At 74.8% G+C, this 12,150-nt stretch carries 11 protein-coding genes; 4 read left to right on the plus strand and 7 right to left on the minus strand.

The window, feature by feature from the left end; genetic code table 11:
* Positions 1-82 precede the first annotated feature (82 nt).
* From OUY22_RS32480 to OUY22_RS32495, 4 genes are all read right to left on the minus strand, one after another.
* Positions 83-1,378: an extracellular catalytic domain type 1 short-chain-length polyhydroxyalkanoate depolymerase gene (locus tag OUY22_RS32480; protein ID WP_270159081.1), complete on the minus strand. Its 1,296-nt coding sequence runs from the start codon at positions 1,376-1,378 to the stop codon at positions 83-85.
* 130 nt (positions 1,379-1,508) lie between these two features.
* Positions 1,509-2,201 (minus strand): sigma factor-like helix-turn-helix DNA-binding protein, encoded by a 693-nt coding sequence (locus OUY22_RS32485; RefSeq protein ID WP_270159082.1) that lies wholly within the window; start codon positions 2,199-2,201, stop codon positions 1,509-1,511.
* Positions 2,171-3,292 (minus strand): hypothetical protein, encoded by a 1,122-nt coding sequence (locus OUY22_RS32490; protein ID WP_270159083.1) that lies wholly within the window; start codon positions 3,290-3,292, stop codon positions 2,171-2,173. The genes OUY22_RS32485 and OUY22_RS32490 overlap by 31 nt, the downstream gene beginning before the upstream one ends.
* Complete coding sequence (locus OUY22_RS32495) at positions 3,289-4,443, minus strand: ATP-binding protein (protein WP_270159084.1); 1,155 nt, start codon at positions 4,441-4,443, stop codon at positions 3,289-3,291. Before OUY22_RS32495 ends, OUY22_RS32490 begins: the two co-directional genes overlap by 4 nt.
* Positions 4,444-4,681: 238 nt before the next feature.
* On the opposite strand from OUY22_RS32495, the gene OUY22_RS32500 reads away from it, so the two are divergent.
* The 3 genes from OUY22_RS32500 to OUY22_RS32510 all read left to right on the plus strand — a co-directional run bounded on the left by OUY22_RS32500 (position 4,682) and on the right by OUY22_RS32510 (position 8,042).
* Positions 4,682-5,395, plus strand: a complete 714-nt coding sequence (locus OUY22_RS32500; protein ID WP_270159085.1) for a SpoIIE family protein phosphatase — start codon at positions 4,682-4,684, stop codon at positions 5,393-5,395.
* Positions 5,396-5,458: 63 nt separating this feature from the next.
* A complete protein-coding gene (locus OUY22_RS32505) occupies positions 5,459-6,775 on the plus strand; it encodes an amidase (protein ID WP_270159086.1) in 1,317 nt (438 codons plus the stop codon).
* A 139-nt stretch (positions 6,776-6,914) separates the two neighbouring features.
* Positions 6,915-8,042 (plus strand): serine hydrolase domain-containing protein, encoded by a 1,128-nt coding sequence (locus OUY22_RS32510; protein ID WP_270159087.1) that lies wholly within the window; start codon positions 6,915-6,917, stop codon positions 8,040-8,042.
* 76 nt (positions 8,043-8,118) lie between these two features.
* Here OUY22_RS32510 and OUY22_RS32515 read toward each other — a convergent pair whose 3' ends face one another.
* Genes OUY22_RS32515 through OUY22_RS32525 form a run of 3 tightly spaced genes read right to left on the minus strand, consistent with a single transcriptional unit; the run spans position 8,119 to position 11,410 of the window.
* Positions 8,119-9,693 carry an FAD-dependent monooxygenase gene (locus OUY22_RS32515; protein WP_270159088.1) on the minus strand — a complete coding sequence of 525 codons (1,575 nt, stop codon included), beginning with the start codon at positions 9,691-9,693 and terminating at the stop codon, positions 8,119-8,121.
* Complete coding sequence (locus OUY22_RS32520; RefSeq protein WP_270159089.1) at positions 9,690-10,538, minus strand: fumarylacetoacetate hydrolase family protein; 849 nt, start codon at positions 10,536-10,538, stop codon at positions 9,690-9,692. The genes OUY22_RS32515 and OUY22_RS32520 overlap by 4 nt, the downstream gene beginning before the upstream one ends.
* On the minus strand, positions 10,535-11,410 hold the full coding sequence (locus tag OUY22_RS32525; RefSeq protein ID WP_270159090.1) for a dioxygenase family protein: 876 nt from the start codon (positions 11,408-11,410) through the stop codon (positions 10,535-10,537). Before OUY22_RS32525 ends, OUY22_RS32520 begins: the two co-directional genes overlap by 4 nt.
* Before the next feature lie 92 nt (positions 11,411-11,502).
* Here OUY22_RS32525 and OUY22_RS32530 point away from each other — a divergent pair.
* Positions 11,503-12,150: IclR family transcriptional regulator (locus OUY22_RS32530; RefSeq protein ID WP_270159091.1), on the plus strand; the 648-nt coding region annotated here is incomplete at its 3' end.

The raw sequence follows: 12,150 nt of genomic DNA on the forward strand, positions 1-12,150 counted from the left end.
CCTGGCGTCCCGGGGGAGCGCCCGCTCACCGGATGAGCGTGCGGGCGCCGTTCAGGGGTCATCCAACGCGTGAGCGGTTGGTTCATGGGGTCACCGTGCAGGCGGCGCCGTTGAGGGTGAAGGAGGACGGTTCGGCGGTGTTGCCGGTGTGGGTGGCCTGGAAGCCGAAGCTGACCGTGGCGTTGGGCGCGATGGTGGCGTTGTAGGGCGCGTTCGTGGCCGTGACCTGGCCGCTCCTGGGGGTGACCGCCGTGTTCCAGGTGGAGGTGACCGTCTGGCCGGGCGGCAGGGTGAAGGTCAGCGACCAGCCGGTGATGGGCGTGGCGCTCCTGTTGGTGAGGGAGACGGCGGCGGTGAAGCCGGTGTTCCAGGCGTTCGTCGTGTAGCCGACCTCGCAGGGCCCGGTGACGGTGGGCGTGATGGTGGGCGTGATGGTGGGGCCGGGGTCGCCGCCGGAGTCGAGGCCGAAGAAGCGGATGGTCTCCGCGGCCATCCCGCCTCTGGGCAGGTCGTGCCCGGCGCCCTGGAGGCTGATCGCCTCGACCGGCGCCGTCCCTCCGGTGCCGCCGTACCGGGTGCGGGTCTGGCCGGCCTGCGGGGTGTCGGTGAGGGACGGCGTCTGGCTCAGGCCGTGCACGTTCGTCCACTGCTTGATCTGCTCCTGGAAGTTGGGGTAGCGCAGCGTGCCGTCCTGGGTGCCGTGCCAGATCTGCATGCGCGGCCGCGGCCCGGTGTAGCCGGGGTAGGCGGCGCGTACCAGGTCGCCCCACTGCTGCGGCGTCCTGACGATCTGGCCGTTGGCGCACTGGCTGTTCCAGCTCGACCCGTCGGTGGTGGCGAAGCAGCCGAACGGCACGCCCATGTAGGCGGCTCCGGCCTTGAACACGTCGGGGTAGACGCCCAGCATGACGTTGGTCATCATCGCGCCGGAGGAGACGCCGGTGACGAAGGTGCGGTCCGGGTCGCCGCCGTGGCGCTGGTGGACGTACCTGACCATGGACATGAGGCCGACGGGGTCGCTGCCGCCGTCGCGCCGCAGCGCCTGCGGCGAGGAGACGTCGAAGCAGGCCCCGCTCCTCGTCGCCGAGGGGTAGACGACGATGAACTTGTGGCGGTCGGCGAGCGAGGCGAACTCGGTGCCGGAGTGCAGCGCGGGCCCGGAGCCGGTGCAGTAGTGCACGGCCAGCAGCACCGGTGGCCGTGACCCCACGCCGTCGGGCACGTACAGGTGCATCCGCAGGTTGGTGGGGTTGGTCCCGAACCCGGTGACCTCGACCAGCTGGGCCGAGGAGGCCGGGCCGGCCAGGACCACCAGGCCGAGGACGGTCAGCAGGGCGGTGGTGACCGCGGCCGCGGCCGTACGGTGACGTGCTCTCATCCGCGCCTCCCATCGCTCGAAACATTTCGATGATGTCCCGAAACTTTTGGCCGGGCAACCACGGAGACACGCGCCACCGGCCGACCGGCCTTCTGACGTGCGCGGACGATCTACCAGCGAGAAGAAAGTTTCACGACTCCCCGGGCCGGGCGGCCAATGAGGTGTAGACGTCCACCTCGCCGGGGCTGATCAGGCCGTCCTGGATCGCGCAGATGAGCAGCTTCTCCTTGGTGGGGGCGGGCCGGCCGGCCGCGGCGTACTTGACCCTGGCCCGGTCGATGTACTGGCGCACGGTCCGCTCCTTGACGCCCATCCGGGCCGCCACGGACGCCTTGGACATCGACTGGAACCAGTACAGCAGCGCCAGCCGCTCCTTCTCCGACAGCTGCGGCCGGTGCGGGCTCTCGTCGGTGGCGATCGCCTGCGCCATCGGCGGGGTGACGCTGGGCCGGTCGGCGGCCACCGCCAGGATCGTCTCCACGCACGACTCGCGGGTGGCCCGGCCCTTGCCGATGAACGCCGACGCGCCCGCGTCGAGCACGGCGCGGACCGTCTCCGGCTCCTCGTGCTCGGAGAAGACGACGACCCGCTGGCCGCCCGCGCACAGCTCGCCCACCCGGTCCACGATCATGGTGCCGTTGAGGTTGAGATCGAGCAGCAGCACGTCCGCGGGCGTGCCGCGGACGGACTCGATGGTCGGCCCCTGGGCGACCATCGTGACCGGGCTGGGCGGCCCGAACCAGGACCGCACCCCGTCCACCACCACCTGGTGGTCCTCGACCAGGGCCACCGTCACGTGGCCTGCCACATGCTGTTGACCCATACCTCACCTCCCTGACGCTGATAGGTGACGACGACCCCGCTCGCCTCACGCACCGGGTCGGAGCTGACGGCCAGGTCGTCGTTGTCGGCCACGACCGCCACGCTCACCATGGTCGACATGGCCGACACCGTGACCCTGGCCCACGACCTCGCCCCGTCCAGTGCCAGCAGCGGCACCCGCAGCAGGTCCGCGCGTACGCTGTCGGCCAGGTCGGGCAGGGTGCCGCCGAACGGCGGCGCCGTCACCAGCACCCTGCGCCGCTCGGCGGCGTCGATGCGCTCGCGCAGCGCGGTCACCAGCGCGTCGGGCACGTCCTCGCGCTCGGTGATGAGCCGGCGCAGCCGCAGGGCGCCGGCCGTGCACTCCTGGCGCACCCGCTCGTCACCGGGGTCGGCGCCGTCGGCGAGCCGCTCCAGCAGGTCCTCGGCCACGTCGCGGATGGCCCCGTAGCGGCGCAGCCGGTCGGCGTGGATGCGCTGCGCGGACATCCGCCAGGCCTCGTCGGCGGCCAGCCGCCGCGCCAGCAGAGCGGCCTCCTCGGCGCTGGCCCGCAGCGCGTGGCCGCCGACGCTGTAGCCGAGCTGCAGGGCGATGGCGCCGGCCACGACCACCAGGTACTTGGCGATCGAGACCCGGTCGGTCGTGCCGGTGGCGGCCATCGCGGCCAGCATGAGCCCGGCGTTGGCGGCCAGGAACGCGATCAGCTCGGCCCGCCAGCGCGGCCGGTTCCACAGCAGCATGACGCCGACCCAGCCGACCGAACCCCACCCCCAGTCGATGGTGCCCAGCAGGTCGCGCGGGTGGCAGGCGAGGATGACGGCGACGTCCACGGCCAGCGTCACCGCCACGAGCAGGCCCGTGCCCGCCGTTCCCGGCTCGCGGTCGCGTAACAGGTTGACGGCGGCGACGGCCCCGACCACGGTGTAGACGACCCAGGCGACGGCCGCCAGGACCGGCAGGCGGAAGTCCTCCCACCCGGTGACCGTGACGGTCAGGTCGTAGCCGACGTGCCACAGGCCGGCGATCGCCACCGCGCCGAGCGCGGTGTAGCGGGCGTAGCGCCGCGCCACCTGCTCGATGTCGCCGGTCATGGCCGCCACCACAGCGTGACCCGGGTGCCGTGGCCGCCCGAGGAGATGTCGGCGCCGCCGTTGGGCAGGGCGCGCATGGTGTCGAGGATGGAGCCGCGCACGCCGAACCGGTCGGGCGGCAGCCGGTCGCGGTCGAAGCCGCGGCCGTGGTCGGCGACCTCCACCCGGATCTCGTCGCCGCGCCTGCTGGAGACCAGTTCGGCCTCGCGGACGCCGGCGTGCCGCGCCACGTTCGACAGGGCCTCGGTGACGGCGCGGGCGAAGCTCTCGGCGACCTCGCCGGGCACGGTCTCGCGGGTGAGCCGCCGGCGCACGCGCAGCCCGGAGGCCCGCCCTGCCACCTCGTCGAGCAGCGTGTCCAGGGCGATGGGCGCGCGCTCGTCGCCGGGGGTGGCGCGCAGCCGGTCGAGCGCGGACAGGTCGGCGACCGCCTGCTCGCGCAGGGTGGCCGAGGGGCCGTCGTAGGTTCCCAGGCCGACCATGGTGAGGGTGTGCAGGGACGTCTCGTGCACGCTGCCGACCTGTTTCAGCTCGTCCTCGCGGCGCAGCCGCTCCACCATGAGCGCGACGTCGGCGCGGGCGCTCTCCCTGAGGAACCCGTCGGCGGAGGCGGCGGAGCGGCGCAGCAGCGTCATCAGCACCGCGATCGCCAGCACCTGAACGAGGTGGATGCCGAGAGAGACGGTGACGTCCTGGCCGGGGGCGGCGAGCCGCACCCCGGCCAGGAACGCCACCGCGACCCCCACGCCGGTGGGCACGGCCGCCACGGACCGCCACGCGACGGCCGGCACGATGATCGTCATGGTCACCAGCACCGCCACCCAGCTCGCGCCGCCCGCCAGCGCCTCCCCTGCCACCAGGTGACGCTGCGCGAGACAGAGCGCGACGGTGATCGCCACGTCGCCGGCGACGAGCCAGGCCGGCAACAGCAGCCCGCGCCACCACCGCCACAGGAACAGCGCGGTCCACCCGAGCTCGACCGCCAGAGCGGGGCCCAGCCAGGCGGCGGAGACGGGCGGGACGGCGCCGAGGGCGCCCGCGACGGCCACGACCACGCCCATGGCGCCGCGCGCGCCGGCAACGGTGCGCGCGGCCGTGCGCTCCAGTTGCCTGGCCGCCGAGTCGTAGCGTGTGGAACCGAGGTGAGCCATCGCCCGTCCGCCCGCGACGCGATCACAAGTCGGCACACACGATAACGCACCTGACCCGTGCCGGCCGGGTTCGCCGGCAGGGATCGCCCGGCTGTCTTCCTCGGTCCTGCTCCCACCCCCGCACTCTCTACCGTCCGCGCCCCCGGCGGCATGACGGCTGATCGACCGTCATGCCATCCCTCGGCCGGTGCGCGTGTACTGGCCCTGTCGCGATCACCGCGACTGAGGGGGGACCTCCATGACGCTCATCTCGATCTCTATCCTGATCTCCTGCCTGTCGGTGATGGCGGTCCGTGGCAGGCGGGGGCCGTGGCCACCGGGACTCCCGGTGGCACGGCCACGGCTGTCGGCAGCGGGCGGCACGTACGAGAGTTCGCACGGCCGCCGCTCCGACGAGTACGTGATCCAGGAACGGCTGATCGCGGTGGCGGACGGAGGGGGGCGGGGCCGGCCCGGTCACACGGCGGCCGCGCTGGCCCTGGGCGCGGTGGTCGCGGCCCGGCCGCAGATGGCCGGGACGCGGGCGGAGGAGCTGGGAAGCTGCGCGCGCACGGCGTGGCGGACGGAGCCCGCCCTGGCGGAGGAGGCCACCGGCCTGGACCTGATCGTGCTGGACGTGGACGAGCATCCTCGCCTGCGCTACGCCCACGTCGGCGGCGGCGCGATCTGGCACTGCGCGAAGGGCGGCAGGCCACGGCGGCTGACGGCGGCGGGGACCGGCAGGACCGGGACCCCGGCGCCGGAGATCGGCAGCGTGCCGCTCCGCCAGGGCGACCGGGTCGTCGTGGTCACCGACGGGGTGGTCAGGGCGCTGGGCCTGGAGCGGCTGATGACGCTGTTCGCCGACGGCCGGTCGCCGACGGCCTGCCTGGACCAGCTGTACGACGAGCTGTCGGTGCTGGACCCGGTCGAGGACGCCACCATGATCGTCGCTGACTTCGTCAGCGCGTGACGCGCTCCCTATCCTGGTAGAGGCCGGACGCGCCGGGGCGGCCAGGATGTGGAAGGACGGTCCATGACGATCCCTCTCGGGCCCTTCGCCGGCCGAACCATCGGCGAGCTCGGCCGCGAGCTGCGCGCGGGCCGCACGACGGCCGAGGAGCTGGCGCGGGCGTCGCTCGACGCGGTCGCCCGGCTCGACCCCGCGCTCAACTCCTTCGTCGGCGTGGACGCCGGGGGCGCGCTCGCGGCGGCCAGGGAGGCGGACCGCGAGCTGGCCGGCGGTGCCGACCGGGGCCCGCTGCACGGGATCCCCGTGGGGGTCAAGGACCTGGTCGAGGTGGCCGGGCTGCCCGCCACCATGGGGTCGCGGCACTTCACGGGATACGTCCCCGGCGCCGACGCGGCGTGCGTGACGCGGCTGCGCGAGGCCGGGGCGGTGATCGTGGGCAAGACCACGACCCACGAGTTCGCGTACGGGCCGACCGGCGACTGCTCGGCCAACGGCCCCTCCCGCAACCCGTGGGACCCCGCGCGCATGTCGGGCGGCTCCAGCGGCGGCAGCGCCGCCGCCGTGGCCGCCGGCCTGGTGCCGCTGGCGATCGGCACCGACACCGGCGGGTCGGTGCGCATCCCCGCGGCGCTGTGCGGGGTGGCCGGCTTCAAGCCCGCGTACGGCGCCATCCCGGCCGGCGGCGTCTTCCCGCTGGCGCGCAGCTTCGACCACGTGGGGGTGCTCGCCCGCACCGCCGGCGACTGCCTCCTCGCCTACCGGCCGCTCAGCGGCAGGGAGGTCGGGCCCGCCCGGCGCCCGCCGCGCGTGGCCTGGCTCGACCCCGCCCCGCTGCACGCCTGCGACCCCGAGGTGACGCGGGTCGCGACGGAGGCGGCCGGGGCGATGGGGAAGGTCGCGCTGCCCCAGGAGGTCGCCGACGGGCTGCGCGAGGTGTACGTCACGGTCCAGAGCGCCGAGGCCGCCGACGTGCACGCCGAGCGGGTGGCCCGGGCGCCCGAGCTGTTCCAGCCCGAGGTGCTCGACCGGCTCAAGGGGGCGATGGAGGTTCCGGCCTGGAGGTACGTGCGCGCGGTGGCGCGGCTGCCCCGGCTGGCCGAGGCGGCCGAGGCGCTGTTCGAGGAGCACGACGTGCTGGCGCTGCCGACGGTGCCGCTCACCGCCCCGCTGCTCGGCCTGCGGGAGGTCGAGCTGGGCGGGCGGCCGGTCGCCGTGCGCGCCGCGCTGCTGGCCCTCACGAGCCCGTGGAACGTGCTCGGGTTCCCCGCCCTCAGCGTGCCGGCCGGGGCGGTGGCCGGGCTGCCGGTCGGGCTCCAGCTCGTCTGTCGTCCCGGCGACGAGGACCTGCTCGCCGCGGCCGCGCCCGGAGCGGAGGCGTGAGCGGCCCCGGGCATCCCGCGGCCTGACCGTAGTGCAGGCTGTACCACCGTTCTCCAGGGTGCTGGATCGATCTTGAGTCGGCGGGCCGACAGGCTGGGTCATGTCCGAGAACGAGCCATCCGAACAGACGGAGACCCCCATGTCGCAGCACCCCGCCCGCATCCTGGCGATCTCGGCGCTGGCCGCGCTGGCAGGGCTGAGCCTGACCGCGCCGGTCGCGCACGCCGCCCCCGCCGATCCCGTGCAGCAGCGCCTGGACGCGCTGGTCGACGAGTCCGCCTTCCCCGGCGCGCTGGCGGCGGTACGGGGGCGCGACGGGCGGACCCGGACCTACACGGCCGGGGTGGCCGACCTGAAGACCAAGGCGAAGATGCCGGAGAACGGCCGGGTGCGGATCGCCAGCAACACCAAGATGTTCACCGCCGTGGTCGCGCTCCAACTGGCCGGTGAGGGCAAGCTGGACCTGGACGCGCCGATCGAGAAGTACCTGCCCAAGGTCGTCCGGGGCAAGGGCGTCGACGGACGGAAGATCACCACCCGCCAGTTGCTCCGGCACACCAGCGGCCTGCGCGACTACGACGACCTCCTCGTCGGCGACTTCACCAGCATGCTGGAGCGCCACGTCGAGCCGCGCGACCTGGTCGACGCCGCGCTGGCGCACCGCGACTCCCCCGCCAAGGGCTGGAGCTACAGCAACACCAACTACGTCCTGGCCGGGCTCATCATCCAGAAGGTCTCCGGCCGGCCGATCGGCGAGGAGATCACCCGGCGGGTGATCAAGCCGCTGGAGCTGCGCGACACGTACTGGCCCGGCGTCGGCGAGCGGGTCATGCGCGGCCCGCACCCCAAGGGCTATCTCACGCTCAAGCCGGGCGACCCGTACCGGGACGTCACCACCATGGACCCGTCGATGGCGTGGGCCGCGGGCGCGCTGGTGGCCACCCCGAAGGATCTCAACACGTTCATGAGCGCGCTGGTGGGCGGCAAGCTGCTCAAGCCCGCGCAGTTCAAGGAGATGACGACGACCGTGGCGGCGCCGCAGTTCGACACGGTGGGCGGCGCCCGGTACGGGCTCGGCATCGCCACCTTCAAGCTGAGCTGCGGCGGCTTCGCCTGGTCCCATGGCGGCACCGCGCCCGGCTACGCCACCGGCAACGGGGTGACGCGGGACGGCCGCGCCGCCACCGTCGCGGTCACCGCCCTGCCGACCGGGCTGCCCGCCGTCAAGAACCTGGAAGCCGCCCTGGACACCGCCCTGTGCGCCTGACCGGCGCGCGGGAGCGGGCCGGCCTCCGGTCACGGCCCCCAGATGCCGAGCGGAACGTGCCGCGGCCGGCCTCCGGTCACGGCTCGGTGAAGCCGAGCACGGTGCGCAGGATCGCCACCGGGTCGCCGGCGTCGCCCCGCCAGGCGACGTGCTGGTCGGGCCGGACCAGGACGAGCGGCGCCCCGTACCGGCCGAGCAGGCCCGCGTCCGTCAGGTCGACCACCGTGAACGGCGCGCCGAGCGCCCGCGCCGCCTCCTCGAAGCCGGGGCCGGGCTCCGGCGCCAGGCGCAGCAGGGTGAGCCCCTCCCCCAGCGTGTCGTACAGGGAGCGGCCATCGGGCAGCCAGGCGTGCGGCAGCCGCGCGCCCGGCCGGGCGGAAGCGTGGTAGACCTGCGGGGTGTGCGGCGGGACGGGCGAGCCGTCGTCGGCCACGATCGGCGAGCCCGCGTAGTGGTAGCCGAGCACGAGCCCCTCACTGTAGAACTCGCCCGCCTTGACCCGCAGCGCGGCGGCCGTCTCGGCGCGGGCGCGCTCGGCCTCGGGGCCGGCGCCGGTGAGCGGGCGGTCGGCGAAGGCAGGCGCGAGCAGCTTCTCCTGGGCGGAGCTGTCGGCGATGGTCTGCGCGGCGACCGGGCGGCGTTCGGCCTCGTAGCTGCCGAGCAGCGCGGGCCCGCCCCAGCCCTGGAGCACGGCGGCGAGCTTCCAGGCGACGTTGACGGCGTCGCCGACGCAGGTGTTGAAGCCGTGGCCGCCCCACGGCGGGTTGAGGTGGGCGGCGTCGCCGACGAGGAAGACGCGCCCGGCCCGGTAGCGGTCGGCGAGCAGCATCCTGGCCACCCACGGGTCGGTGCTGACGACGCTGATCGGCAGGTCGGCGCCGATGAGCACGCGCACCAGCCGCTCCGGGTCCGGCGCGGAGGTGCGCACGTCGACCCCGACCATGATCGCCCACCACTTGTCGTCGAGGTCCATCCGGCCCATCAGTCCGGACACCTCCGGATGGATCACCCAGTACTGCACGGCCGGGCCGAGCGGGACCTTCTGCGCCAGGCCGGGCGCGTGGAAGACCACGCTGAGGTTGGGCCGCTCGCCGGACGAGCCCTCGTACGACGCGCCGATCGCCTCGCGGGTGACCCCGGCGGCGCCGTCGCAGCCGAGCAGGTAGTCGGCCTCGATCGCGGAGCCGTCGGACAGCGCGGCGCGGACCCGCTCGCCGTCCTGCTCGATGGCGGTGACGGCGCGGCCGGTCAGGAGCGTGACGGCGGGCAGTTCGGCCACCGCCTCGCGCAGCAGCCGCTCCACGACCGGCTGCGGCGCCTGCTGGCCCGGCTCGGCCCACCGCTCGTCGCGCTCGGGGTGCAGGCCGAAGGCGTTGGGGAAGCGGGTGAGCTCGACGCCGAGCAGGTGGGTGCAGAACAGCACGTCCTGCGACCAGGAGACGGGCAGTGGCGCGGCGGCGCGCAGCCGGTCGGCGAGCCCCCACCGGCGCAGGTGCTCCATGGTGCGCATGCTGGTGGTCTTGGCGCGCGGCCGGTCCTGGTCGATCGTGACGCGCGGCTCCACCACGGTGGTGGGGACGCCGCGCCTGCCCAGTTCGACGGCCGCGGCGAGCCCGGCGGGGCCGCCGCCCGCGACGAGGACCCGGCTCACGCGCCGCTCCTGCCGGACGGGCCGGTGACCGGCGTGCGGATCACGCCGAGCCGTCCGACCTCCACCTCCACCACGTCGCCCGGCGTCAGCAGCCGGGGCGGCGTCCGGACGTAGCCGACGCCCTCCGGGGTGCCGGTGGCGAGGACGTCGCCGGGGTGGAGCGTCAGCGTGGCGCTGATGTGGGACAGGAGCCGGGGCACGGTGAAGATCATGTCTCGGGTGTCGCCGTCCTGCGTCACCTCGCCGTTGACCCGGGTGACCACGCGCCAGCCGTCCGCGGGGCTCCCGGTCTCGTCGGCGGTGACGATCGGGCCGATCGGGCCGCTGCGGTCCGCGTTCTTGCCGAGCGTCCACTGGCTGGTGAGCTTCTGGGCGGTGCGGGCCGTGAGGTCGTTGAACGCGGCGTACCCGAGGACGCCCGCCTCGGCCTCGCTCTCGTCCGCGTCGGCCAGCCGCGCGCCCACGACGGCGGCGACCTCGCCCTCCCAGTCGAGCCCCGGCTCGCCGGCCGGCACCGGGACGGCGACGCCGGTGACCGACAGCGAGGCCGTCCACCGGCCGAACACCGTCGGGTGCGCGGGCGGCTCGAAACCACCCTCCGCCGCGTGCGCGCGGTAGTTGAGCCCGACGCACAGCACCCGCGCCGACGGCGGCACGGGCGGAGCGAGCTCCACCTCGGCCAGGGGCACCCCGCCGGGGTCCGCCTGACGCGCCCGCTCCAGCCAGTACGGGACGTCGTCGTAGAAGTCGGTCACCTCCGCCAGAGGCGTCACCGTGCCGTCCGTCACGACGCCGACGGTCACGTGCCGCCCGCCGTCGCGCGCGGCCATCCCGACCAGCTTCACCGCGGGTCTCCTTCCTTGACGAGCCTGATGTCGAACTCGGCCGCCAGGAACGGCCCGTCCATCCCGAAGCGCGGGTCGGCGGACGGCCGGAAGTCGGCGACGAGCGCGTCCTTGACCGCGAACGCGGCGTCGGAGCCGAGGTAGGGGTCGCCGGCCACGAACACGTGGGTGGTGAGCGGCCGGTGCCCGGCGGCCCGGACCTTGACGTGGACGTGGGCGGGCCGCATCGGGTGGCGGCCGATCGCCCGCAGCAGCTCGCCGACCGGGCCGTCGGTCGGCACCGGGTAGCTGCTCGGCAGCACCGTGCGGAACCAGTAGGCGCCGTCGGGGCCGGTGGTGAGCAGGGCTCGCAGGTTGCCGTCGGGCTGCTCGGGGTCCTGGCTGTCGTAGTGGCCGGCGTCGTCGGCCTGCCAGACGTCGAGCACCGCGCCGGCGACGGGGACGCCGTCGCAGTCGGTGACGCGGCCGTGCACGACCGTGGGCTCGCCGCGCCGCCGCTCGGGTCCTTCGGCGATCCAGGCGCCCAGGGGGCGGGGCGGCGCGGGCGAGTGGAAGGGGCCCTCGACCGAGCTGGGGGTCATGGTGGGCGGGCCGGTGTGGTTCACCTCGTCGACGGCGGAGGTGACGCCCAGCATGTCGGACAGCAGGATGAACTCGTTGCGGGTCTCGGTGCAGGTGTGCCCGACGCGCACCAGGAAGTCGACGGCGCTCAGCCACTCGGCCTCGGTGGGCCTGGTCTCGCGGACGAACGCGTGCAGGTGGGTGACGATGCCGCCGACCAGCTCGCGCAGCCGCGCGTCCTCCCCCGCGACGGAGCCGAGGACCTGGGCGAGCAGGGCGTCGAGCCGGTCGGTGCCGGGTTCCGGGGTCATCGTCGCCTCCACCTCTCTCTTGATCGGCAAACCCTAGGGCGTGGGCCAGGGCACGCACCAGGGAGGATTTCAATCAATGGCACACTGCACGGGTGACGGACGCTCCCCGTGGCCGCCGGCCGCCGCACGGCGCCCCCGTGATCGACCGGGCCTTCGCGCTGCTCGGCGCGTTCTCCGCGACCCGCCGGGCGATGACGCTGGCCGAGCTGAGCCGCGCCACCGGCACGCCGCCGAGCACGGCGCTGCGGCTGGCCCGCCGCCTGCTGCACTGGGGCGCGCTGGAACGCGACGGCGCCGGCCGGTACGTCATCGGGCTGCGGCTGTGGGAGCTCGCCTCTCTCGCGCCGCGCGGGCACGGGCTGCGCGAGGCCGCGCTGCCGTACCTGGAGGACCTGTACGAGGCCACGCACCAGCATGTGCTGCTGGCGGTGCGCGACGGGACGGAGGCCCTGCTGGTGGAGCGGCTGTCGGCCAGGGACGCCGTGGACGTGCTCTACCGGGTGGGCGGGCGGCTGCCGCTCCACTCGACCGGGGTCGGCCTGGTGCTGCTGGCCCACGCCGAGCCCGAGTTCCAGGACCGGGTGCTGGCCGGGCCGCTGGTGCACGAGCCGGAAGGGCTGCCCGCCTCGCCGGCCGTGCTGCGGCGGACGCTGGCGCGGGTGCGCGGGACGGGGCTGGCGGTGATCGAGCGGGCGGAGCCGGGGCCGCTCGTCAGCGTCGCCGCGCCCGTCCGGGACGGC

The organism is Nonomuraea corallina (assembly GCF_027620315.1).
In the GTDB taxonomy this organism is placed as follows: domain Bacteria; phylum Actinomycetota; class Actinomycetes; order Streptosporangiales; family Streptosporangiaceae; genus Nonomuraea; species Nonomuraea corallina.